This is a genomic window from Bradyrhizobium sp. UNPA324, assembly GCF_006658635.1.
Classification (GTDB): domain Bacteria; phylum Pseudomonadota; class Alphaproteobacteria; order Rhizobiales; family Xanthobacteraceae; genus Bradyrhizobium; species Bradyrhizobium nanningense.
Genome location: NZ_LFJD01000004.1, coordinates 1,703,938 through 1,726,615 on the forward strand (window position 1 = coordinate 1,703,938; position 22,678 = coordinate 1,726,615).

Here is a 22,678-nt window from a genome sequence, read left to right on the forward strand (position 1 = left end):
GGCCGGCGCCGGCGGCTGGTTGATCACGTTGTTGATGACCGTCGTATTGTGGATGTTCTGGTAGATGATGTTGTTCGGCGGCGGCGCGACGTAGACCGGGGGACTGACGAACGCCGGGATCGGCACGAACACCGGCTGCGGCAGCACGAACAGGCCGACCACCGGCAGCGGCGGCGGCAGCACGACGAAATCCGGCGGCGGCGGCGGTAGATAGTAGACCGGCGGCGGCGGTGGCGGCGCGAAGCCGAAATCGGGGTCGCTGAAATACAGCACCGGACGGTCGACATAGACCACCTCCTCCGGCGGCGGTGGCGGCACGTCGTAGTCGATCATCGCAAAGCTCGGCGGCGGCTCGGCCGGCGCGGTGAGGATCGCGAGGCGCCGGCGTGCATCCGCCGCATGCGGCCCGCGCGGATAGCGGCGTAGATACGACCAATAGGCCTCCGGCGTGTCGGTCCGGTAGGTCCGCCGCCAGGTGATCGCCTCGCGGCGCGCCGCGACGATCGCCATCACGCGCTTTGCGAGTGGATCACCGGGATAGGCGGCGAGAAATTCCTCATAGGCCGGCAGCGTGTCGCGTTCGAGCGCGGCGGCATAGGCGTCCTGCACGCCGAGATCGCGGATCGGCTTGCTCCGGATCGCGGCGACCTGGTCCGGCGCGGCCTCCGGCGGCGGCGCATCGGGCCCGCGCTCGAAGAACGAGAACGGCGCCGAGATCTTCTGCTCGTTCCAGGGCACCTGCGCACCCTTGGAGGCCTCGTTGACGCGCAGGCGGACGCGGTCGAACACCTCGGGCAGCGGCAGGCCGCCGGTGCGGATCATCTCGGCCAGTGACTGCGCATAGATGCCATATGGCCCCGGCTCCTGCGGGGCCACAGTGCCGGGCGCAGCGTTGAAGGCGATCAGCATGTTCGCTTCCGGCTCGACCAGCGCCAGACCGCTCGCGATCTGCTGACCGCCCTCGATGAAAGGCTGCGCGCGGGCCGCGTCGAGCACGACGATGTTGGCCTTGAGCGGAATGGACGCGAGCTGGCGCACATAGTCGCTGACGCGCAGGGCCTCGGTCGGAATGTCGGTGTCGCGGGCGATGTTGGAATCGACCGGGACGAAGTAGTTCTCGCCGGCAAGCTGCACGCCATAGCCGGCGAGATAGATCATCGCGACCGTTCCCGGCCCCGAGGCCTGGGCCTTCTGGATGAAGTCGCGGAAACTCTTGCGCAGCGTGTCGCCGTCGAGATCGCGCGCTCCGACGACGTCGAAGCCGGCCGCCTGCAGCGTCTGTGCGATCAGGCCGGCGTCGTTGGCGGTCGTTGCCAGCGGTGACTTGGCATAGGCGCCATTGCCGACCACGAGCGCGATGCGCTTCTCCTGCTGCTGGGCCCGGGCTGCGTCCGGCGCGCCGGCGGCAAGAGCCACGATCGGCAGGAGAAGGCAAATGAAAACTCTGAACGTCCCACGCATGGCTTGCTTGCCCGTGATTGTTGTTGAGGTGCCACCACGCATCAAGCGCGCGGCCGGCTGAACGGCCGTTGAACGAAAAGCTCGGATTGAGGCGATGGCGTGGCCTTCGTCACGGCCGGCGTCAGCTCCAAGTCAGCTTGAAGTCAGCCTCAAATCAGCCGCGGCGCAGCCTAGAAACTGCGCGAGACTCGTTCAAGTCCCCAACGGTGCGATCAGATCGGGCGTCGAGCATCGCGCCGGCCGAATGTACGGCGGCCGGCCTCTGTTGGGCAGAGGCACGACCGCCTGGCCCCGGTACTCCGGAAGGTGGGCTTTAGCCCTGGGCAAGCAACTCGACGGTCCCCGTGCTCAACCGATAGATACCGCCGACCACCTTGAGCTTGCCCTGCTCGACCGCGGCATTGAGGATCGGGGCGGCCGATTTGAGCTTGGCAACGTTGTCGATGACGTTCTGGCGGATGGCGTTGTCGAGCGCATTCCCGCTCTGCTGCGCCGCCGTCTTCACCGCCGGCGCGATCGCGGAGACCAGCGCGGGGATGTGCCCGGGCAGCGGCTTGTCGTCCTTCAGCGACTTGATCGTCGCGTCGACGGCACCGCAATTGTCGTGGCCGAGCACCAGGATCAGGGGCGTGCCGAGCACGGCGACGGTGTATTCCATGCTCGCAACCGTCTCATCGCCGGCAAAATTTCCGGCGACGCGACACACGAACAGGTCGCCGCGTCCACTGTCGAAGGCATATTCGGGCGCGATCCGTGAATCGGCGCAGCTCAGAACGGCCGCGTAGGGATTTTGACCGCCGACCAGTGCCTCGCGCTCATGCGTGAAGTCGTGGCGGCGCGAAACGCCTGACACGTAGCGCGAATTGCCCTCCATCAGCCGCTTCAGCGCCGCATCGGGCGACAGCACGTTCTGAGGTTTCGGCGGCGCCTTCGCGTTCTTGGCCGACGCAGGCCCGCCAAAGGCCGCCATCCCGAGCGCGGAGGCGGCGAAAAGCATCATCGAGCGGCGGGAGGGAGCGAGCGATTGATGCAGATTTTCAGAGCATTTGTCACACATGGTTGTTCTTCCTTGGTTGCGCGCCGGGCGACAACTGATAGCTGTGCCCGGCAGACTTCGAAACCATGCGTGAGCTTGATAGTTAAGCTTTGGTTTGCGGCGCTGACAGTGTCAGATCTGTTGCACGTCCACCACTCCCGCGACCGCCTTGATCGCGCCGGCGATCTGCGGCGAGACCTTGAAGCGGCCGGGCAGCTTCATCTCGACCTCGGTCTCGAGGTCGAGCATCATCACCAGCGAGACCTCGCCGTCGCCATTTCCGCGCGGCGCGATGCCCGGACTGCCGACCTTCGGCGCGGCGCCGTTCGATGCGGCCATGTCGGGGCCGGCCAAACGCTTGGCGATCGAATCCAGCGGCTTGGTGTCGCGCACGAAGATGCGCAGGCCCTTCTGCGTCTTGGCGGCGGCATCGTCGAGCGGCTCGGCGTGCAGCACGCGGGCGCGGACGTCCTCGCCCTGCAGCTCGGCGCCCAGTTGCAGCAGCACGGCGGCGCCCGGCTCCAGCACGTCGCGATATTGCGCGAGGCCTTCGGAGAACAGCACCGCCTCGAAGTGGCCCGTGGGATCGGAGAGCCCCATGATGCCCATCTTGTTGCCGGTCTTGGTGCGCCGCTCCATGCGCGAGACCACGGTGGCCGCGACCTTGCCGGCGGTGGCGCCGGTCTTCACCGCGCGCGAGAATTCCGCCCAGCTCTGCACCCGCAGCCGCTTCAGCACGGTGGCGTAATCGTCGAGCGGATGGCCCGAAAGGAAGAAGCCGACGGCGTCGTATTCGCGGCGGAGTTTTTCGGCCGGCAGCCACGGCTCGATCTGCGGCAGCATGATGGTGGGTGCATCCGCCGACATCCCGAACATGTCGTTCTGGCCGATGGTCTCGGCCTGATGCGCGCGCTGGCAGGCGGCCAGGATCGAGTCCGCGCCGGCGAAGACGCGGGCACGGTTCGGCTCCAGCGTGTCGAAGGCGCCGGCGGCGGCGAGACTTTCGATGATGCGCTTGTTGATCGCGCGCGGATTGACCCGCGCGGCGAAGTCGGCGAGCGAGGTGAACAATCCCCGCTTGGTGCGTTCTTCGATGATCTGCTCGATCGCCTGGATGCCGACGCCCTTCAGCGCCGCGAGCGCGTAGTAGATCGTCTTCTCGCCGACCTCGAAGGTCGCGCCCGACCGGTTGATGTTCGGCGGCTCGACCTTGATGCCGAGGCGCTGCGCCTCCGAGCGGAATTCGGAGAGCTTGTCGGTGTTGTTGAGATCGAGCGTCATCGACGCGGCGATGAACTCCACCGGATAATGCGCCTTCATGTAGGCGGTGTGGTAGGACACCAGCGCATAGGCTGCCGCATGGCTCTTGTTGAAGCCGTAGTCGGCGAACTTGGCCAGCAGCTCGAAGATGGTCTCGGCCTGCCCCTTCGGCACGCCGTTCTTCACCGCGCCCGCGACGAAGATGTCGCGCTGCTTGTCCATCTCGGCGCGGATCTTCTTGCCCATGGCGCGGCGCAAGAGGTCGGCGTCGCCGAGCGAATAGCCCGACATAACCTGCGCGATCTGCATCACCTGTTCCTGGTAGATGATGACGCCGAAGGTCTCCTTCAGGATCGGCTCCAGCACGGGATGCAGATATTCCGGCTCCTCGTCGCCATGCTTGCGCGCGCAATAGGTCGGGATGTTCGCCATCGGGCCCGGCCGATACAGCGCGACCAGCGCGATGATGTCCTCGAAACGGTCCGGGCGCATATCGACGAGCGCGCGCCGCATGCCCTGGCTTTCAACCTGGAACACGCCGACCACCTCGCCGCGGGCCAGCATCTGGTAGCTCTCGGCATCGTCGATCGGCAGCGTGGCGAGATCGATGTGGATGTTGCGCGGCTTCAGCAGCTTCACCGCGACGTCGAGCACGGTCAGCGTCTTCAACCCGAGGAAGTCGAATTTGACGAGGCCGGCCGGCTCGACCCATTTCATGTTGAACTGGGTCACCGGCATGTCCGACTTCGGATCGCGGTACATCGGCACGAGTTCGCTCAAGGGGCGATCGCCAATCACGATGCCGGCGGCATGGGTCGAGGCGTGCCGCGTCAGGCCTTCGAGGCGCTGGGCGATGTCGAAGGCGCGCGCCACGATCGGATCTTCGTCGCGGAATGCCTGGAGCTTCGGCTCGCTCTCGATCGCCGCCGCGAGCGTGACGGGCGCGGCCGGATTCTGCGGCACCAGCTTGGTCAGCTTGTCGACCTGGCCATAGGGCATTTGCAGCACGCGACCGACGTCGCGCAGCACGCCGCGCGCCTGCAGCGTTCCGAAGGTGATGATCTGCGCGACCTGGTCGCGGCCGTAGCGCTGCTGGACGTACTTGATCACCTCGCCGCGGCGGTCCTGGCAGAAGTCGATGTCGAAGTCCGGCATCGAGACGCGTTCGGGATTGAGGAAGCGCTCGAACAGCAGGCCGAACTTGATGGGATCGAGGTCGGTGATGGTCAGCGCCCATGCCACCAGCGAGCCCGCGCCGGAGCCGCGGCCCGGCCCGACCGGAATGCCTTGGCTCTTCGCCCATTTGATGAAGTCGGACACGATCAGGAAGTAGCCCGCGTATTTCATGCGCATGATGACGTCGAGCTCGAACGCCAGGCGCTTGTCGTAATCCTCTTCGGTGGTGCCTTGCGACAGGCCGTGGACGCTGAGGCGCTTGGCGAGCCCCTCCTCCGCCTGGCGCTTCAATTCGGCCGCCTCGACTGCGGCGGCGTCCGAGCTCTGCGCGGCGCCGACGGTGAAGAACGGCAGGATCGGCTTGCGCGTCATCGGGCGGAACGAGCAACGCTCGGCGATCTCCACCGTCGAGGCCAGCGCCTCGGGAATGTCGGCGAACAGCACCGCCATCTCGGCACGCGTCTTGAAACGATGATCGGGCGTGAGCTGCTCGCGCTCGGTCTCGGCGATCAGCCGCCCGCCGGCGATGCAGAGCAGCGCGTCATGCGCCTCGTAATCATCGGTCGTCGCGAAATAAGGCTCGTTGGTCGCGACCAGCGGCAGACCCTGGGCGTAGGCGATGTCGATCAAGCTGCTTTCGACGCGCCGCTCCTTCTCGGTGTTGTGGCGCTGCAATTCGATATAGAGGCGATCGCCGAACAGGCCGGCCAGACGCTCGCAGCGTAAGGCCGCAAGCTCGGCATGACCGCCGGCCAGTGCCAGCGAGATCGGCCCGTCCGGTCCACCCGTCAGCGCGATCAGGCCCTCGGTCTCGCCCTCGAGCCAGTCGAACTTGATGAACGGCGCATGGGTGTCAGGCGTCTCCAGGAACGCGCGCGAGTTCAGCCGCATCAGGCTGCGATAGCCGCGCTCCTGCGCTGTCAGCAGCACCACGCGCGACGGCGCCATCGCGCTGCGCGCATTCGGATCCTGATCGCCGAAATCGATCGCCAGCTCGCAGCCGACGATCGGCTGGATGCCGGAACCCGCCATCTTGTCGGAGAATTCCAGCGCGCCGAACATGTTGTCGGTGTCAGTCAGCGCCAGGGCCGGCTGGTGGTCCTTCTTGGCAAGCTCGGCGAGCTTGGCGATCTTGATCGAGCCCTTGAGCAGCGAATAGGCCGAGTGAACGTGAAGGTGGACAAATCCGGCGCTCGGCATGGTCGCGTGACGGCCTCTTGCAGATGGAATGGAGCGGTCGCCGGCTCTTCAAGGCATCATGCACCCGCATCTGCCCTCCTCCGCCGACTCGCCGCGCAATGGTGAGGTGTCGCAGCTTCAGAGTCCACGTCGGAGCGGCCAATTGGCCGCGTCGTCCTGCTTTTCCCCAAGGGCACTGGCCGAGAAGGAACGCCGGACTACAAAACCACTGCCCTAGAGCTGCGGTATGACTTGAGCCCAGATCGCGATCATCCCGACGAACAGCGTGATCGACGCCAGTGCGGCGGCCTCTTCGACGAAAACCCTGAACATGTCTCGCTCCCTTGCTAGAACGCATGAAGAACATTGTTCTCATTTTGTTCTGAGGAGTCAAGCGTGGCGGACGACCTCCAGGGGCAATGGTTAACTCGCTGAATTCACGCAATAAAAAAGCCCCGGCGAAGGCCGGGGCTTTTCGACGAACGCTCGAAGGCGAGCGATCAGGATCAGTAACGGCCGAGCACCGGCCCGCCGAACTTGTAGTTCAGGCGGACGAGCCCCATGTCGACGTCCTGCTTGATGCGGTCGGTACCCGCCAAGCCTGCGAACGTGACATCCTTGTCCGACAGGAAGATGTGGTTGTACTCGACGCCAACCGACCAGTTCGGCGCAAAACCGTACTCGAGGCCGGCGCCGACCGTACCGCCCCAACGGGTCTGGTCGTTCGAGGACAGCAGCGCGCCCGAGGCCGTGCTGAACACGTCGTACTTGACGCCGACCACAGCCGCACCGCCCTTGACGTAGAGCAGGACGTTGTTCCAGGCGTAGCCGACCTGACCGGTGATCAGACCGAACGAATCGATCTTCGAGCGATTGCGAGTGGCGAACAGCGCGCTGACGTTGTCACCCGCGAAGTCGGCCCAGTTGCCCTGACCTTCCACGCCGAACACCCACTGGCCGGACTGCCAGCGATAGCCGATCTGGCCACCGACCGTGCCGCCGGTCGCATCGTGCGAACCCTCACGGCCGCCGCCGACGAGATCCCAGGTGGAGTGCGACGAACCGCCGCCGCCGTTGATACCGATGTAGAAGCCGCTCCAGTCGTAGATCGCGGCGACCATCGCGGGCGCCTTGGTGTAGGGCCGTGCTGCGAGGTCAGCAGCCAGCGCCGGCGCGGCCGCGCTCAGCGCGACAAGGCTCACAGCAGCAAGCAACAAATTCTTCTTCATTTGATTCCCGTTCCAGTTTCGTCGATGGGCCCCCCGGCCGTGCGTTGGTCATAACAGCGATCAACGGAATTGCTGTAACCTCGACGCCACAGTTCGCGCCAAAGGCCCGCGTTTCATTAATGAAGATTTATCAGCGCGTATCCGAAACCCTTTGAAACAAGTGTTTTCTGTAGTTCCATTGTCGACGAGACGAGATAAATTGCATGCGCGCGTAACAACGTCGCGCGCACATTCGCGTGATGGAGAATTGAAGATGCGTAGAGGAATTGCCTCCCCCATTGTCGCCACATTTTCGCTCGCTCTCGCCACATTTGCACTGGCGTCGAGCGCAAGCACACCGGCGCGCGCGTTTGGCACGCATCATCCGTTCTGCCTCACCGGCGATGAATGGCCGGGGCTCAGCAATTGCAGGTTCGACACCTACGCGCAGTGTCAGGCAAGCGCATCAGGCCGCGCGCTGACCTGCATCGCAAATCCATATTTTGCGGGACAGAGCGATGATCCGTACGCCTATCAAAATCGTCCGCGCAATCTGGCGCCCGGGTACTACCTGCCACGCTGAGATGCGCCGCGTCCCTGTCGCGCTCCTCTCGGCGGGCGTGCTGCTCGCGACCGCGGCTGCTCACGCGCAGACCTATGACCCGAGCTATCCCGTCTGCATGCAGATCTACGGCCCCGTCGGCTATTTTGACTGCCGCTACGGCTCGCTCGAGCAGTGCAAATATCTCGCCGTCGGACGTTCGGCGAGTTGCGTGGTGAACCCGTATTTTCCACCGAAGAAACCTGCTCGCCGCGCGAGGCCGGCCACCCAGACGCCGACGCCGCGATCGCCCTGATCGAGACCGGCCCTTCAGATCATCGACCGTCTGACGTGATCCGTCCCCGGGCTCGGCAACCTTATCCAGCCATTGTCACGATCAAAGGACCGTGCCTTGTGGCGATCACGGTGTGTTCGTACTGCACGGTCGGCGCCTCGGGGCTGCTGTAGAGTGTCCATGGGTCATCGCCATTCTCCGCCCACTCGGCCCCCATGGAGAGGAACGGCTCGACGGTGAACACCAAGCCATCGGTCATGATGCGGCGTTCCGAACGATCGGGCCACGTTGCGATCTCCGTCGGCTCCTCATGGAGCGACAAACCGACACCGTGACTGGCAAGATTCCTGACCAGGCTGTAGCCGTTTTTCCGCGCAAAGCTCCCGATCGCCTGCCCGATCCCGGCAATCGGCCTGCCGGCGCCAACCTGCTGCAGGCCTGTCCACATCGCCCGCCGGCCGTTCCGGCAAAGACGCTCAATCGCACGGGCGACGGGCGGAACGGCGAAGGAGGCACCGGTATCGGCAAAGAAGCCGTTCTTCTCGGCTGACACGTCGATGTTCACGAGATCGCCGCGCGCGATCCGCCGCTCGCCCGGGATGCCGTGAGCGATCTCCTCGTTCACGCTGATGCAGGTCGCGCCGGGAAAATCGTAAGCCAGCTCCGGCGCCGAACGGGCCCCGGCGGCCTCCAGCAGCTTTCGCCCGATCTGGTCGAGTTCGGAGGTGGTCATGCCCGGCTCGATCGCCTTCCCCATCGCTTCCAGCGTATTGGCGACGATGCGCCCGATCTCTTTCAGGCGCGTCAGGTCGTCGTCGTCAGAGATCGTCATGTTGGGGCTCTCTACGAAAGCCGGGGCATAGCGCTTGTGTGGGCGGCTTGCAAATCGGAGCGCGCACCGGAGAATCTTGCCGCGGCCGCGCCGCTAATTCCGCGGGGCGCATGCTCGCGGCCCGGACGTCGGCGAATGGCCCAAGTACGAGCCTGGATTGAACTACATGAAACCCGGGTTGCGCGGGAGGTAGCTGGCCCAATCTCCGAACGGTCGATTCGACATCAGCAACATCGGGAATGTCAAATGCATCCCGTGGTCGATCGCTGCCTTGAGCGCTGGCTCGCTCGCGCCCGGTATGAAGGCCGAAATGGTCGGAAAATCACTCTTTGCCGCGCGCGACAACGCAGCAGCAAGCGCAGAGCCCACGAGATCCGGTCGGCGGACTGCAAGCGGGCCAATGTGTCCGTCCGAAATATAGACGTACCCTACGCACTCGCTGTCCGAGTGAATGGTGTACCCGCCCGTCGTGCCATCGCTCAGGAGATAGCGATGATGCTTTGCTCTGGAGACACCGAGAGCAACGACATCAATGAGTCCCAGCTCATCGAGCCCGGCGGTCCTGTCCGCGAGAGATTCAAGACGGAGCCGCGGCTCAGCCAAGCGCGACGCCAAACGGTCACGAGGTACGCTGACCATGTAGATCGGAAAGCGCGGGAACAGTCCGTGACGGATGTATAATCCTTGAGAAACGTTGTTGAATGTGAAGGTGATGAGCGCCTTGATCGATGCTCCGCGCATATCTGCCTGGGCGAACGTTTTACTGATGAGTTGATTGCCGATGCCATCGCTCTGGCGATCAGGGGCCACGAACAGCTGCGCCAGAAACCAAAGCTCGCCACAAACCCAGCTCCACGCGAAACCGACAATTTCTCCGTCGTCATCGGCTACCCAAAGACCTTCGGGATCGTCCGCTAGCGAGAAAGCTTGGAAATCCTGCGGACGGGAGGACGCCATCCTTCCGAAGCCCCGCCGTTCGGTGAGTTCATTGATGCTGGCGACCACCATTTCGTCGGCTTGCTTCAAGTCCTCCATGCGAGCGGGCCGGCACACGATAGCCATTTCGAGTCCTCCCCCGGAATCGCCACGCCCCGCCGACTAACGAAACGGGCCGCAGCATCGTCATTTTTGACCGACGTCTTAACAGGATGAGAGCGACGAAATCCTTGTCTGGAAATCAGGCCAGCGGCCGGATGTTCTGGTTCATGCGGAAGAAGTTAGTCGGGTCGTATTTCGCTTTGATCCGCTGCAGACGCCGGTAATTCGGTCCACAGGCGGCAGCGACAGGATCGCCGGTCTCGTCATCATCGAGATAATTGACATAGCGGCCTGAGGCAAAGAAGGGGCGCATCCTTTCGTAGGTGTCTCGTGCCCAGGAGATGCAGCGGCTCGTATCGCTGGGCTGCATCCATTGCGCAAGGATCAGAAAATTATAGCCCTCCTGCCGGTGCGGAAATGCCGTATACGCTGTATCGACGCGGGCCGCCGCACCATGGATGTGCTCGAGGAGGAACTGCCCCATGGACGTCGGGCAACGCGCGAAACAATCGATCATGGTCGCAATCGCAGCATCGCTCAGCTCCGAGAGGAAGTTCGATTTCCAATAATTGAAGGCGCCTTTCGGATAGTTGGCGTCGAGCATGCGGTTGAGTTCGCAATAGGGCATCGGTCCGACCGCATCCAGGATCGGAGCCCCGAACTGTTTGAGCGGCCGCATCGCGTCTTCTGCATCCGCGACCGGACCGCAATGGCTGGTGACCAGGGCGGCGACTTCCGTGCCGGACCCGTCGGGCGCGTGGGTCAGGGATGCAAACAGCATGTGCTCGTCCGGCAGCGATCGCGTGCTGGCCCTGAAGAATTCGAGCACATCACGGGAGCGCTCGATCGGGTGGATGATCGGACCGCCGGTGATGATCGGCCCGACCGTATGAAGATCGTATTCGAGGCCGGTGGCGATCCCGAAGTTTCCGCCGCCTCCGCGGATGGCCCAGAACAGATCGGGCTCCTCTTGCTTGCTGGCCCGTAGAACCCTGCCCTCGGCGGTGACGAGTTCGACCGCCCGCAAGTTATCCAGTGCAAGGCCGTACTTGCCCATCAGCCAGCCCAGGCCTCCGCCGAGGGTCAGGCCGGCGATCCCGGTGGTCGAGACCACGCCGCCGGTGACCGCAAGCCCGTGAAGTTGAGTTTCGCGATTAACCTCGCCCCAGGTGACGCCGCCCTGCGCCCATACGGTCTTGCCGACGGGGTCGACCCGAACGCCCTTCATGGGCGAGAGGTCGATCATGATTCCGCCGTCGATGGTTGCGCGCCCTGCCACGTTATGGCCGCCGCCGCGAACCGCGACCTCGAGGCCGAGCTTGGTCGCAAGCGCGACGGCATCAACGACATCGGCCACGCTGCGGCACCTGGCAATCAATGCCGGCCGTTTGTCGACCAGCCCATTGTGGACCCTTCGCGCCTCCTCATAACCCTCGTCGGCTGGCTTGAGGAGTTGTCCTCCGAAGGAAGCGCCAAGATCGGCGGCAGCGCTGGCGACAGATGCGATCGACGACATGACATGGTCTCCTCAGCCTGACTGGCGATATCCTCGATCGCGAGCTGTCTCGGAGCAAATCCGAAGAATTCAGGTGACGGTGAATTGATTTCACCTACACTGACCTCATGCACAAGTTGCCGCCCCTGATCGAGCTTCGCGCCTTTGAAGCTGCCGCTCGCCACCTGAGCTTCAAGAAGGCCGCGGCCGAACTCGGCGTAACGCCAACGGCGATCAGCCACCAGATCGGGCTGCTTGAGCAGTATTGCGGTCGCGCTCTATTCCGCCGCAGGCCGCGGCCTCTTTCTCTGACCGATGCCGGCGCGCGGCTTTTTCCCGCCATCCGCGACGGCCTTGAGGTGTTTGCGGCTGCAATTATGGCCGTCAGGCAGGAAGGCGACCAACAGCCTCTTCGGGTGACGACGACCAACGCTTTCGCGAGCCGCTGGCTCGTGCCTCGCCTGCCGCTCTGGCGGAAGCTGCATCCCGACGTCCGGCTCGACGTCATCGGCACGGACAGTGTGCTCGATCTGCAGGCCGGAGATGGCGACGTCGCCATTCGCTATGCGACCAGCCGAGTCCGGCCGACGGACGGAATCGTCGATGATCTCTTCAGCGATACATTCTGGCCGGTCTGCAGTCCGCGTCTACTTGCAACGGGGCGGCTGAAACGACCGCTCGACCTTGCGAGCCACGTTCTGATCCACTCCTATTGGTCTCCTGCCGATCGCGAACCACCGACATGGCAGAGATGGCTCGCCACGGCTCAGCGCAGGTGGCGCGAAGTGCCCCAATTCAAGGACATGCAACACTTGAGTTTCCGGGAGGAACTGCACGCCATCGAAGCGGTGATCGCCGGACAGGGCGTGGGGGTTTTCAGTGATGTGCTCGTCGCTAACGACCTCGCAGCTGGAACGCTCGTGAAAGTGTTCAAGTTGAGTTTGCCTGGCTACAGCTTCCATGTGGTCAGCAAGCCGAACCATCCTCGCGCGCGGACCATCCGCGCCTTCTCGGAGTGGTTACGATCAAGTCCTTGATCCGCTGCTCGGTGCGCCCGAAATGTCCAATGCAGCTCAAGCGGTGCAGGACGGACTGACCGCAACAGCTCCCGCCTGCCTCCCGACGGCAGACGCGCTGGCCTTCACCGCTCCACACCTCACACCGGCGTGTAAATCACCAGCTTCAACGCGGGATCGTCGTTGGCCTGGAAACTGGTGTGCTCGAACCGGAGCACGCCCCTGGTCGGATGGTTCATGGTCTTGAGGCCGGACATCGTGCTGCGGATGTCGTGGGCTTCCCACCATTTGACGAATTCCGGACTACCCTGGCGCAGCCGCGTCAGCAGCTCCGCGAAGGCGGGATCGCCGGCCCAGACGTCGTGGGTGGCGCGAAACATCGCGACCATGCTCTTGGCAACCTCCGTCCAGCCCGCGCCATAGACCTTTCGCGTCTGCTTGTTCGTCAGCACCAGCAGCAGCGTGTTGCGATCCTGCTCCGGCAATTGCCCAAAGGCGAAGATGTCCTCGGCCGCCTCGTTCCAGGTCAGCACGTCCCAGCGCCGCCCGGTGATGTAGGCCGGCTGGTGCAGGCTCGCGATCATCCGCCGAATGGGTGGTGGCACGACCTCGCGCGTGAACGCGCTTCTGGTGCCGTCGCGCGCTAAGGCCTTCAGGTGGGCGTGCTCGGTCTTGCTGAGACGCAGCGCACGGGCCAGCGCGTCAATGGTGGTGACGGACGGGCTGACGGTGCGGCCCTGCTCGAGGCGGATGTACCAGTCGACGCCGATGCCGGCGAGCTGCGCGACTTCCTCACGCCGCAGCCCCGCGGTGCGCCGGCGCCGGCCGATCGGAAGCCCGACAGCCTTCGGCGACAGCTTTTCGCGGCGGGACCTGAGAAAATCGCCGAACTCGATGCGGCGTGGGTCGGCCAATGCTGTCGCTCCCGCGATGGAGGGTCTCCATAATACTAGGATAATACCAGGCCTTCTTGTCTCCTCCAAGGCGGCGCATATGGGCCTCACCCGATTTTGAGGTGAAACATCATGAAAGCTGCCGTGCTCAAATCCTTCGGTTCGCCGCTGGTAATCGAAAATGCTCCCGAACCGGTGCTCGGCACCGGCGAGGTCATCGTCGATGTCGTCGCCACACGCGTCTTGTCCTACATGAACGAGGTCTTCGATGGGACGCGCAATTACGCGCTCGACCTGCCGATCATCCCGGGTCCCGGCGGCATCGGCCGGGTGCGCGCGATCGGCCCGGATGCGACCAAGCTCGGCGTTGGGGACTGGGTGTTTTGCGATCCGACTGTGCGTTCGCGTGACGACGCCGTCGCGCCCGACATCGCACTGCAAGGGCTGACCGCTGCCGGCCCCGGCGGCATGCGCCTGCAACGGCATTTCCGCCACGGCTCGTTTGCCGAGCAGATGCGACTGCCGACCGAGAATGTGAAACCTCTCGGCGCGATCACGTCGGAAGACGCGACGCAATGGTGCGCGCTGGGCACGCTGCTGGTGCCCTACGGTGGCTTCCTGGCCGCGAACCTGCGACCAGGCGAGACCGTGCTGGTGAGCGGGGCCACCGGCAATTTCGGCAGCGCAGCCGTCTCGGTCGCGCTGGCGATGGGCGCGGCCTGCGTGGTCACGCCCGGCCGCAACGAGACGATCCTGGCTGACCTCGTCTGCCGCTTCGGCCCGCGGGTCAAACCGGTCAAGCTCACCGGCCATGAGGACGACGACCGCGAGGCGATGAAGCACGCGGCGCCCTCGCCGATCGATTGCGTGCTCGACATCATGCCGCCCTCGGTGAGCCCCACCGTCGTGCGCGCGGCGGTCATGACGGTGCGTCCCTATGGCCGCGTCGCGCTGATGGGCGGCGTCGGCATGGCCGGCGGCGCGGGCCTCGAGCTGCCCTACCCCTGGATCATGCGCAATTGCATCAGCATCCACGGGGTCTGGATGTACCCGCCGGATGCCGCGAGCCGTCTGATCGCGCTGGTGCGCGCGGGGCTGCTGAGGCTCGAGGAGTACGAGGCGACGGCCTTCGACCTCGACCACGCCAACGAGGCCGTCGAGCACGCCGCCGCTAATGGCGGGCCGTTCAAATTGACGGTGATTCGGCCTTGAGGCCGAAGGGCGCGGCGGAGCGCCACCGCGCGATTTTTTTCGCAAATCCCGCCAAGCACTTGGCTACTGTGCATGGGGTTGTTTTCGCGAATCTTAGTCGAGCTCGACCACCTGGCCGTTCGACAGCGACACCCGCCGGTCCATGCGGCCGGCGAGCTCCATGTTGTGGGTCGCGATCAGCATCGACACCTTGGTCGCCTTGACCAGCTGCATCAGGGCCTGGAACACGTGATCGGCCGTGTGCGGATCGAGGTTGCCGGTCGGCTCGTCCGCGAACAGCACCCGCGGCGCATTGGCCACCGCGCGGGCGATCGCCACGCGCTGCTGCTCGCCGCCTGACAGCTCGGCGGGGCGATGCGTGATGCGATCGCCGAGGCCGAGATAGCCGAGGATCTCCTTGGCGCGCGTAACGCTCTCGGACTTCTTCAGGCCGCGGATCATCTGCGGCAGCATGACGTTCTCGAGCGCGGAGAACTCCGGCAATAGCCGGTGCGACTGGTAGACGAAGCCGATATCGGTGCGGCGCAGCTGGGTGCGCTCGATGTCGGGCAGCTGCGAGGTCGGCGCGCCGTTGACATAGACCTCACCGGAATCCGGCGCCTCGAGCAGCCCCGCAATGTGCAGCAGCGTCGACTTGCCCGAGCCGGACGGCGCAACCAGCGCGACCGATTGGCCGGCCCATAGCGCCAGCTTGGCGCCGTCCAAGATCGTCAGCGGCACCTCGCCCTGCAAATACTGCCGCTTTATCTCGTGGAGATAAATGACCGGTACATCGTCAGCCCCCTGCTGCTCCATCAGCCCCTCACTCGTACCGGAGCGCTTCGACGGGATCGAGGCGCGCGGCGCGCCACGACGGATACAGCGTCGCCAGGAACGACAGCGTCAGCGCCATGACGACGACGGCAGTGGTCTCGCCGATGTCGATCTCGGCGGGCAGCTTCGACAGGAAGTAGAGCTCCGGCGAGAACAGCTCGGTAGAGGTCAGCCAGGACAGGAATTGCCTGATCGATTCGATGTTGAGGCAGATCACGAGGCCGACGAAGAAGCCGACCAGCGTCCCGACCACGCCGATCGAGGCGCCCGTGATCAGGAAGACCCGCATGATCGATCCCTGCGAGGCGCCCATCGTGCGCAGGATCGCGATATCGCTGCCCTTGTCCTTCACCAGCATGATCAGGCCGGACACGATGTTCAGCGCCGCGACCAGCACGATCATGGTCAGGATCAGGAACATCACGTTGCGCTCGACCTGGAGCGCGTTGAAGAAGGTCGAGTTGCGCTGCCGCCAATCGACCAGGAAGACCGGACGTCCCGCGGCCTCCGTCACCGCCTTGCGGAAGGCGTCGATCCTGTCGGGATTGGTGGTGAACACCTCGATCGAGGTGACGTCGTTGCTGCGGTTGAAATAGGCCTGCGCTTCCGCAAGCGGCATGAACACGAAGCCGAGATCGTATTCGGACATGCCGATCTCGAACACCGCGACGATCTTGTACGGCTTGATGCGCGGCGTCGTGCCCATCGGGGTGACCGCGCCCTTCGGCGCCACCAGCGTGATGCTGTCGCCGGCATGCAGCGAGAGCTGGTCGGCGAGGCGCCGGCCGATCGCCACGCCCTGCCCTTCGTCGAAGCCTTCGAGCGAGCCCTGCTTGATGTTCTTGGCGATCGAGGTGAGGTTGTTGAGGTCGTCGGAGCGGATGCCGCGCACCAGGACGCCGGAGGCATTCCAGGGCGAGGACGCCAGCGCCTGGCCGTCCACCACCGGCGCGGCCAGCCGGATGCCGTCGACCTGGCTGAGGCGGTCAGCGACATCCTTCCAGTCGGTCAGTGGCGATTCCAGCGGCTGCACCAGGATGTGGCCGTTGAGCCCGAGGATCTTGTCGAGCAGCTCTTTGCGGAAGCCGTTCATCACGGCCATGACGATGATCAGCGTCGCCACGCCCAGCATGATGCCGAGAAAGGAGAACCCGGCGATGACCGAGATGAATCCCTCCTTGCGGCGCGCCCGCAAATAGCGCGCCGACAGCATCCATTCGAATGGCGCAAAAGGCGCGGTTTGCACGGTTTCGGTCATGGTCTCATCCATCGCTCGATAATCCCATGATTCGGGGTCAATTGTGGCCGGATTGGCGGCCGCGATATCGCGCGATGAACAATATTCAGCCGACCAGCCTTATCAGCCCACAAGTCTTGCGACCGCGTCCGCAGGCGACATGGTCTCGCGGGAGCCGTCACTTCGCCGCTTGATCTCGACCTTGCCGTCGGCGAGCCCCTTCGGTCCGATCATGATCTGCCAGGGGATACCGATCAGGTCGGCGGCGGCGAATTTGGCGCCGGCGCGCTGGTCGGTGTCGTCATAGAGCACGTCGACGCCCTTGGCCGTGAGCTCGGCATAGAGCTTCTCGCAGGCCGCATCGACGGCCGCATCGCCCTGCTTGAGGTTGAGAATCGACACGCGGAACGGCGCCACTGCTTCCGGCCATTTGATGCCGGCATCGTCATGGCAGGCCTCGATGATGGCACCCAGCAGGCGCGAGACGCCGACGCCATAGGAGCCGCCATGGATCGGCACGTCGACGCCATCGGGGCCAGCCACCAGCGCCTTCATCGGCTCGGAATATTTGGTGCCGAAATAGAAGATCTGCCCGACCTCGATGCCGCGGGTGTTCACCCGCTTGTCCGCGGGCACTTCCTGCTCGAAGCGCGCGGAATCGTGGACGTCCTCGGTCGCAGCGTACAGCGAGGTCCACTGCTTGATGATCGACGTCAGGTCGCTCCGATAATCCACGTCCTCGCCGGGCACCGGCAGGTCCAGCACGTCGCGATTGATGAAGACGCCGGATTCCCCGGTCTCAGCCAGCACGATGAATTCGTGGCTGAGGTCACCGCCGATCGGGCCGGTCTCGGCGCGCATCGGGATCGCCTTCAGCCCCATCCGCGCAAACGTGCGCAGGTAAGCCACGAACATCTTGTTGTAGGCGACGCGCGCAGCGGCCTCGTTGAGGTCGAACGAATAGGCGTCCTTCATCAGGAACTCGCGGCCGCGCATCACGCCGAAACGCGGACGCTGCTCATCGCGGAATTTCCATTGGATATGATAGAGATTCAGCGGGAGGTTCTTGTAGGACTTCACATAGGCGCGGAAGATCTCGGTGATCATTTCCTCGTTGGTCGGCCCGTACAACAGCTCACGCTTGTGGCGGTCGGCGATGCGCAGCATCTCCGGGCCATAGGCGTCGTAACGGCCGCTCTCGCGCCAGAGGTCAGCCAGCTGCAGCGTCGGCATCAAGACCTCGATCGCGCCGGAGCGATCCTGCTCCTCGCGCACGATCTGCTCGATCTTCTTCAGCACGCGGAAGCCGAGCGGCAGCCAGGCATAGATGCCGGCCGCCTCCTGCCGGATCATGCCGGCTCGCAGCATCAGCCGATGCGAGACGATCTCCGCCTCTTTCGGATTTTCCTTCAGGATGGGCAGAAAGAACCGCGACAACCGCATGGCAACACTCTGGGAATCAGTGATCGCCTGCAGTGAAACCGGATTGAGAGCGAAAATACAAGACCGGGAATGAGGAAAAGCCGCTAAGCAGCGGAATTCCTGTCATTTTTCCGTCGGACTTCAGGTTCAGCGCGAGCTGCACCTTACGGCACCGCGACGTCGAGTTCATCCTCGAGTGTGATTTGCTCGAAGTCGGTCACCAGCGCATCGATCCGCACGTGCCAGCGGCCGGCAAAGGGAAGTTCGACCTTGCGCACATGCCAATAGCCGTCCGGCCCGAGCGAGGCCTTCCACTCCATCGGCTCGATCCCGCGCTCGGGCAGGCTCAGCGTCAACGTCGCCTCCTTGGCTGCCAGGAACGTCCCCTCACCGGTCATGAGCTGGAGCACGAAATCATTGGCCCCGGGCTTGCCGGGCGACACCAGGACCTGGAACATCGCCTTGTCGCTGTGGATGTGGATCGCCAAAGGCGTCTCGGGAACCAATGTCCGCGGCGGCGGCGTGAAGCGCCAGCCGGCGACCACGGCCAGAACGGCGAGCGCAACAATACTTTCGAGCAGGATCGAGCGCGTGAAGGCGGGCGCAGCCTTGCGCGTTTCGGCAAGCGCCGGGGTCAGTCGAAAGCGATTGAGCGCCGCAAGCGCCAGCAGCACAAGGACCAGCACGAGCTTGACCAGGAGAATGAGGCCGTAGCGGGTCTCGATCAGCGCGGCCGGCTTTTCGAGTTGAACGATCGCGAGTCCAAGGCCAGTCAATGCCAGAACTCCGACCGCCGGCATGGCGATGCGGGAAAAGCGGCTCACGATGGGTATCGTTGCAGCCGTCGGCTTCGACACCAGGGCGACGAGCGGGGCCAGCGCGCCGATCCAGAAGGCAACACCGAGGCCATGGAGAAAGATCGCCGGCCGCATCAACACCTCGGGCGGTGCCGTCGCGGCGTGCCCGGTCATGGCGAGCGACAAACCGACACCGATGAATGCGATCATCGCAAGAGCGCGCGCGTACCATGCGCTACCCAGCGCCATCAACGCGAACAGCATCGCCGCGAAGGCAACCAGCAAGGCAGGGCCTGCACTGGTCGCAAATGCGACCTTCCAGGGACCAGCCGTCGCGAGAGCGGCCAGGGGCAGCCCGAGCAGATCGAGGCCCAAGGCGCCGACGGACACCGTCGCGCTCAGAAGACCGAGGGCGAGCGCCGTACGCGGGACGGCCATGCCGGTCGTCGACCACGCAATCCAGCGCGCGAAGAGCACGCCGCCAACGCCAACGAACAGCCCGATATAGAGGCCGACTCGCGCCAGCCAGATCAACGCGCTCAACCCGCCGTCCGCGGCGGCCGGAGCCTTCGTTGCCGTCGGCATGCCGATCGAGAAGATCACCGATCCGGTGACGGGATGGCCGTCCTGCGAGATCACGCGATAGCTGACAACCGCGGTCCCCTCAGGCAGATCCGCCGGCATCGCGACCGAAATCGTCTCGCCCGATGCACTGACACGCGCATCGTCCCGCGCCCTGCCCGCACCGTCGATCAGCAGGATCGCGCCCGGCGTCACCGGCTCGTTGAAGCGCAGCTCCACCGCCTTGGGTGCGGTCGCCAGCATGCTCCCGCTCCCCGGCTCGACCGAGACAAGGGCCGCATGCGCCCACGCCGCGCCCGCAAAGCCGGCAGCGAGGAGGAGCGTCGCGAGCGCGGCGAGGAGGCGCATCAGGGTTTTGGCAACAGCTTCACACCCGGCGCCGTCGACTTGCCCTCGGACTTGCCCTCATGCGAATGCCCTGCCCCTTCGGCCGGGATTTCGATCCAGCGGCTGATGCCGGTCTCGCATTCCTGGACGACCGGGAAGTACAAGATCGTGTTCGGCTTGAGCGTATCGGTCAGGACCGTGTGCATGACGAACTCGTCATAGTTTTTGTCCGGCAGCTTGCCGCCCGACCAGGCCACCTCCTTGACGCCGGAGGAGAGCTTGTTGCCATGATAGTCGTATTCTCCGGCATATTTGCCCTCGACGACATCGACATTCCAGCCCGCCTTCGGCATCGGCTTCACCGCAATCACCCCTTCCGGGATCTGCACGCGGATCTTCACCGTTGGCGAGCCCGCGCAACCGTGCGGAACGGTGAACACGGCCTTGTAGGACGTGCCGACCGTGGCTTGCTTGGTCTCGAGGGACACGTGCGCCGCCGCTGGCGAGGCGGCGAGCGCGGCAATTAGGAACAGGCGGGATCGCTTCGACATATCAGGCCTTTCGAGAGTCCAGATCAGCCTCATTGCATTTTCATTCCCGAATGATCCGGCATCTTCTTCATGTCCATGTGACCGGAATGCCCGGCATCGCCGGGGGCCTGGGCGCCGACGCCCTGAACGTCGAGGGAGACGGCGACCTTGCCGGCCTTCTCGAATTGCAGCGTCACCGGCACCTTGTCGCCCTGCTTGAACGGGCCTTTCAGCTCCTGGAGCATCAAATGATTGCCGCCTGGCGCGAGCTTCACCGTCTTGCCGGGATCGACCACCAGCCCCTTGTCGAGCGGGCGCATCTTCATCACGCCGTTATCCATTGCCATTTCGTGGATCTCGGCCTTGCCGGCGATATCGGCGGACACGCCGACGAGCCTGTCCGGCGCCGTCCCCTTGTTCTCGATGACGAGATAGCCGCCGGCGACCTTTGCGCCGCCCGGGGTCGCACGGCTCCACGCCTGCGAGATGACGAGATCGCCGGCCTTGACGTCGTCGGCGACCGCCGGTGCCGCCGAGATCGCGAGAGCGAACGCAGCGAACAACACGTTTTTCGAGATTGTCTTCATATCGGTATTCCCTTTGCAGACTGAAGTTCAGCGTTTGGAGAGTTGTTGCGCCGACCACTTTTCGAGATCGGTAATTTCGGCCGAGCCTTCGATCGTCGTGATGGTCCCTTCCCGGGAGATGAGCATGGTCCTGGGAATGTCGCCCTGCCAGGCCGGATCGATCTCGAACCGCAAGCGCTCGACGAAGCCGTCGTTGAAGATGAAGTTCTCGGTCGACGACAGACCCGCCTTGTCGAGCATCGCTTGCGTTGCCCCCGGCAGGTTCGGCACGAGATCGGCGCTGACCGTGACGACGTCGACGTCAGGATGATCTTTGGCAAACTGCCCGAGCAGCGGCAGCTCAACCTTGCAGGGGCCGCAGGTCACGCCCCAGAAATGCACGAGCACGGGGCGGCCGGCATGCCCCTTGATGACGGCTTGCCAGGTGCCGCGTTCGAACGGCTTCAGCGCGGGAGATGCGCCGAGCGCGTCCGCCGATGCGATCAGAGCGACAAGACCGGCAATGGATGCAAATCGAAATCTCATGGCTGGTCCTCGATGGCTGTCAACCGATAGCCGTCCGCCTTCGTCATCCACGACAGGTAGGTCCGCTTGCCGTTGGAGACCAGCAAGGGGTGATCGGAGGTGTCGCTCGTGCTCGATATCGTCTTCGGCGGTGACCACGTTTCGCCATCATCGCGGGAGATCGTCATCTGGACCGAGGTCTTCTCGCCGTCGAACTCCTTCCAGACCATGACCGTTCCCGCAGGACCTGCAAGCACGAAGGGCCGCGTCGGGCTGCGGCCCGGTTGCCCCAGCGGCAGAGGTGCAGAGAAGGTGCGGCCTTCGTCGCGGGAGTGCGCGTAGAACAATCCCTTTCGCGCCTTTCCGTTCGTGTACCAGACCACATGATAGGTCCCGTTCGGCGCAATTGTGAGGCTCGGCCCGTGATGCGGGCAGGCGTTGATCTGCCAATCGTCGGTGCCGACCCGGTGGATTTCACCCGGCGTTGCAATATCAGTGAAGGTTATCACTGCATGATCGCGCACGCCGCCGTCAAAAATGTTCCTGAAGATCACGGCCGGCCGCCCGGGCGCCGCGAACGTCAATCCCAATCGGCAGCACTCGCAGGTGCCATCACGCGCGATTGCGGCCTCCGCGTAGGTGGCGCCGCCATCGCGCGAGGCGGCAAAGAACAGCGCTGCGCCCTCGTATTTCCGCCCCGCCTCTTTCGCAGGGACGCGATTGCGCTTGTCGAGCCAGGCCGCAAAGACCGTTCCATCCTGATCGAGCGCCAGCGCCTCGAACCGCTGGCTCTCGTTGTTGGCGGTGATGGGCTTCAGCTCGGCAAAGCTCTTCCCGCCGTCGGACGAGCGCGTGTAGAGCACCTCTCCGTTGAAAGCCTCGTCCCTGAACGTCGAGAATGCCAGCGCGATGCCGCCCTTGCGGTCGACCACGATCTTCGGCCGCGCATCCGGCCCCCAATCGAGGTTCAGTCGCTTCGTCGTGACCTGGGTGGGCGCCGAAAAACTGCGGCCCGCGTCCTGCGAACTTGCGACCGAGACCTGCCCTCCCGCCATCCAGACCAGCCACAGCGTCCCGTCCGGACCGAAGGCGGGCGTCGCCTTGGTCGCACAGCGCAGCGTCGGCTCCTCGCACGCGGCTTCAGAGGCAGGCGGGGCACGCATCTGCGTGAGCGCCGCGCCTTGCGCGGCTGCGAGAGCGACGATCGCGAGCAGGCCAGTTCGGATCACGGCCCGCC

The 22,678-nt window shown here is 64.5% G+C and carries 21 protein-coding genes; 5 read left to right on the forward strand and 16 right to left on the reverse strand.

Annotated elements, in window-relative coordinates; translation table 11 throughout:
• The 4 genes from UNPA324_RS08470 to UNPA324_RS08485 all read right to left on the reverse strand — a co-directional run.
• A partial coding sequence (locus tag UNPA324_RS08470; RefSeq protein WP_181769651.1) for a caspase family protein occupies positions 1–1,461 on the reverse strand: 1,461 nt, incomplete at its 3' end.
• Between the two features lie 313 nt (positions 1,462–1,774).
• Complete coding sequence (locus UNPA324_RS08475; protein WP_141934397.1) at positions 1,775–2,518, reverse strand: carbonic anhydrase; 744 nt, start codon at positions 2,516–2,518, stop codon at positions 1,775–1,777.
• Positions 2,519–2,629: 111 nt separating this feature from the next.
• A complete protein-coding gene (gene dnaE, locus UNPA324_RS08480) occupies positions 2,630–6,133 on the reverse strand; it encodes a DNA polymerase III subunit alpha (protein WP_141934398.1) in 3,504 nt (1,167 codons plus the stop codon).
• A 485-nt stretch (positions 6,134–6,618) separates the two neighbouring features.
• The gene (locus tag UNPA324_RS08485) at positions 6,619–7,341 is read right to left on the reverse strand and encodes an outer membrane protein (RefSeq protein ID WP_141934399.1); all 723 of its coding nucleotides are present in this window, start codon (positions 7,339–7,341) and stop codon (positions 6,619–6,621) included.
• A gap of 253 nt (positions 7,342–7,594) precedes the next feature.
• Here UNPA324_RS08485 and UNPA324_RS08490 point away from each other — a divergent pair, with 253 nt between their 5' ends.
• On the forward strand, positions 7,595–7,903 hold the full coding sequence (locus UNPA324_RS08490; protein WP_128917729.1) for a DUF3551 domain-containing protein: 309 nt from the start codon (positions 7,595–7,597) through the stop codon (positions 7,901–7,903).
• 1 nt (position 7,904) lies between these two features.
• Positions 7,905–8,177, forward strand: a complete 273-nt coding sequence (locus UNPA324_RS08495) for a DUF3551 domain-containing protein (RefSeq protein WP_128917378.1) — start codon at positions 7,905–7,907, stop codon at positions 8,175–8,177.
• Positions 8,178–8,238: 61 nt separating this feature from the next.
• Here UNPA324_RS08495 and map read toward each other — a convergent pair whose 3' ends face one another.
• The 3 genes from map to UNPA324_RS08510 all read right to left on the reverse strand — a co-directional run bounded on the left by map (position 8,239) and on the right by UNPA324_RS08510 (position 11,383).
• Positions 8,239–8,988 (reverse strand): type I methionyl aminopeptidase, encoded by a 750-nt coding sequence (gene map / locus UNPA324_RS08500; RefSeq protein WP_128917379.1) that lies wholly within the window; start codon positions 8,986–8,988, stop codon positions 8,239–8,241.
• Positions 8,989–9,150: 162 nt separating this feature from the next.
• Positions 9,151–10,050, reverse strand: coding sequence for a GNAT family N-acetyltransferase (locus tag UNPA324_RS08505; protein WP_181769334.1), 900 nt, complete (start codon positions 10,048–10,050; stop codon positions 9,151–9,153).
• A gap of 115 nt (positions 10,051–10,165) precedes the next feature.
• A complete protein-coding gene (locus UNPA324_RS08510; protein ID WP_246667290.1) occupies positions 10,166–11,383 on the reverse strand; it encodes an FAD-binding oxidoreductase in 1,218 nt (405 codons plus the stop codon).
• Between UNPA324_RS08510 and UNPA324_RS35630 the strand changes: the two genes are divergently transcribed.
• Both UNPA324_RS35630 and UNPA324_RS08515 read left to right on the forward strand, forming a co-directional pair.
• On the forward strand, positions 11,309–11,563 hold the full coding sequence (locus tag UNPA324_RS35630; RefSeq protein ID WP_246667315.1) for a hypothetical protein: 255 nt from the start codon (positions 11,309–11,311) through the stop codon (positions 11,561–11,563). The two genes, UNPA324_RS08510 and UNPA324_RS35630, sit on opposite strands and share 75 nt — an antisense overlap.
• An 86-nt stretch (positions 11,564–11,649) precedes the next feature.
• The gene (locus UNPA324_RS08515; protein ID WP_128917381.1) at positions 11,650–12,558 is read left to right on the forward strand and encodes a LysR substrate-binding domain-containing protein; all 909 of its coding nucleotides are present in this window, start codon (positions 11,650–11,652) and stop codon (positions 12,556–12,558) included.
• A 119-nt stretch (positions 12,559–12,677) separates the two neighbouring features.
• Here the strand turns inward: UNPA324_RS08515 and UNPA324_RS08520 are convergent, their stop codons facing one another.
• Positions 12,678–13,451: a helix-turn-helix transcriptional regulator gene (locus UNPA324_RS08520; RefSeq protein ID WP_141934401.1), complete on the reverse strand. Its 774-nt coding sequence runs from the start codon at positions 13,449–13,451 to the stop codon at positions 12,678–12,680.
• Positions 13,452–13,562: 111 nt separating this feature from the next.
• Here UNPA324_RS08520 and UNPA324_RS08525 point away from each other — a divergent pair, with 111 nt between their 5' ends.
• Positions 13,563–14,642 carry a quinone oxidoreductase family protein gene (locus tag UNPA324_RS08525; protein WP_141934402.1) on the forward strand — a complete coding sequence of 360 codons (1,080 nt, stop codon included), beginning with the start codon at positions 13,563–13,565 and terminating at the stop codon, positions 14,640–14,642.
• A 93-nt stretch (positions 14,643–14,735) separates the two neighbouring features.
• Here UNPA324_RS08525 and UNPA324_RS08530 read toward each other — a convergent pair whose 3' ends face one another.
• From UNPA324_RS08530 to UNPA324_RS08565, 8 genes are all read right to left on the reverse strand, one after another.
• Positions 14,736–15,437, reverse strand: coding sequence for an ABC transporter ATP-binding protein (locus tag UNPA324_RS08530; RefSeq protein ID WP_181769335.1), 702 nt, complete (start codon positions 15,435–15,437; stop codon positions 14,736–14,738).
• 7 nt (positions 15,438–15,444) lie between these two features.
• The gene (locus tag UNPA324_RS08535; RefSeq protein WP_141934404.1) at positions 15,445–16,725 is read right to left on the reverse strand and encodes a lipoprotein-releasing ABC transporter permease subunit; all 1,281 of its coding nucleotides are present in this window, start codon (positions 16,723–16,725) and stop codon (positions 15,445–15,447) included.
• 90 nt (positions 16,726–16,815) lie between these two features.
• A complete protein-coding gene (proS, locus tag UNPA324_RS08540) occupies positions 16,816–18,135 on the reverse strand; it encodes a proline--tRNA ligase (protein WP_141934405.1) in 1,320 nt (439 codons plus the stop codon).
• Between the two features lie 143 nt (positions 18,136–18,278).
• Positions 18,279–19,841 carry a copper resistance CopC/CopD family protein gene (locus tag UNPA324_RS08545; RefSeq protein WP_141934406.1) on the reverse strand — a complete coding sequence of 521 codons (1,563 nt, stop codon included), beginning with the start codon at positions 19,839–19,841 and terminating at the stop codon, positions 18,279–18,281.
• Positions 19,841–20,371: a YcnI family copper-binding membrane protein gene (locus UNPA324_RS08550; protein ID WP_141934407.1), complete on the reverse strand. Its 531-nt coding sequence runs from the start codon at positions 20,369–20,371 to the stop codon at positions 19,841–19,843. Before UNPA324_RS08550 ends, UNPA324_RS08545 begins: the two co-directional genes overlap by 1 nt.
• Before the next feature lie 29 nt (positions 20,372–20,400).
• Positions 20,401–20,937 carry a copper chaperone PCu(A)C gene (locus UNPA324_RS08555; RefSeq protein ID WP_128917389.1) on the reverse strand — a complete coding sequence of 179 codons (537 nt, stop codon included), beginning with the start codon at positions 20,935–20,937 and terminating at the stop codon, positions 20,401–20,403.
• A 27-nt stretch (positions 20,938–20,964) separates the two neighbouring features.
• Positions 20,965–21,462 carry a TlpA family protein disulfide reductase gene (locus UNPA324_RS08560; protein ID WP_128917390.1) on the reverse strand — a complete coding sequence of 166 codons (498 nt, stop codon included), beginning with the start codon at positions 21,460–21,462 and terminating at the stop codon, positions 20,965–20,967.
• Positions 21,459–22,670 carry a sialidase family protein gene (locus UNPA324_RS08565; protein WP_141934408.1) on the reverse strand — a complete coding sequence of 404 codons (1,212 nt, stop codon included), beginning with the start codon at positions 22,668–22,670 and terminating at the stop codon, positions 21,459–21,461. The genes UNPA324_RS08560 and UNPA324_RS08565 overlap by 4 nt, the downstream gene beginning before the upstream one ends.
• Positions 22,671–22,678 lie beyond the last annotated feature (8 nt).

Coding starts and splice junctions, on each gene's coding strand:
- UNPA324_RS08475 (WP_141934397.1), bottom strand. CDS start 2,518: ATGTGTGACAAATGCTCTGAAAATCTGCATCAATCGCTCGCTCCCTCC.
- dnaE (WP_141934398.1), bottom strand. CDS start 6,133: ATGCCGAGCGCCGGATTTGTCCACCTTCACGTTCACTCGGCCTATTCG.
- UNPA324_RS08485 (WP_141934399.1), bottom strand. CDS start 7,341: ATGAAGAAGAATTTGTTGCTTGCTGCTGTGAGCCTTGTCGCGCTGAGC.
- UNPA324_RS08490 (WP_128917729.1), top strand. CDS start 7,595: ATGCGTAGAGGAATTGCCTCCCCCATTGTCGCCACATTTTCGCTCGCT.
- UNPA324_RS08495 (WP_128917378.1), top strand. CDS start 7,905: ATGCGCCGCGTCCCTGTCGCGCTCCTCTCGGCGGGCGTGCTGCTCGCG.
- map (WP_128917379.1), bottom strand. CDS start 8,988: ATGACGATCTCTGACGACGACGACCTGACGCGCCTGAAAGAGATCGGG.
- UNPA324_RS08505 (WP_181769334.1), bottom strand. CDS start 10,050: ATGGCTATCGTGTGCCGGCCCGCTCGCATGGAGGACTTGAAGCAAGCC.
- UNPA324_RS35630 (WP_246667315.1), top strand. CDS start 11,309: ATGGCCGCCGCCGCGAACCGCGACCTCGAGGCCGAGCTTGGTCGCAAG.
- UNPA324_RS08515 (WP_128917381.1), top strand. CDS start 11,650: ATGCACAAGTTGCCGCCCCTGATCGAGCTTCGCGCCTTTGAAGCTGCC.
- UNPA324_RS08525 (WP_141934402.1), top strand. CDS start 13,563: ATGAAAGCTGCCGTGCTCAAATCCTTCGGTTCGCCGCTGGTAATCGAA.
- UNPA324_RS08530 (WP_181769335.1), bottom strand. CDS start 15,437: ATGGAGCAGCAGGGGGCTGACGATGTACCGGTCATTTATCTCCACGAG.
- UNPA324_RS08535 (WP_141934404.1), bottom strand. CDS start 16,725: ATGGATGAGACCATGACCGAAACCGTGCAAACCGCGCCTTTTGCGCCA.
- proS (WP_141934405.1), bottom strand. CDS start 18,135: ATGCGGTTGTCGCGGTTCTTTCTGCCCATCCTGAAGGAAAATCCGAAA.
- UNPA324_RS08545 (WP_141934406.1), bottom strand. CDS start 19,841: ATGCGCCTCCTCGCCGCGCTCGCGACGCTCCTCCTCGCTGCCGGCTTT.
- UNPA324_RS08550 (WP_141934407.1), bottom strand. CDS start 20,371: ATGTCGAAGCGATCCCGCCTGTTCCTAATTGCCGCGCTCGCCGCCTCG.
- UNPA324_RS08555 (WP_128917389.1), bottom strand. CDS start 20,937: ATGAAGACAATCTCGAAAAACGTGTTGTTCGCTGCGTTCGCTCTCGCG.
- UNPA324_RS08560 (WP_128917390.1), bottom strand. CDS start 21,462: ATGAGATTTCGATTTGCATCCATTGCCGGTCTTGTCGCTCTGATCGCA.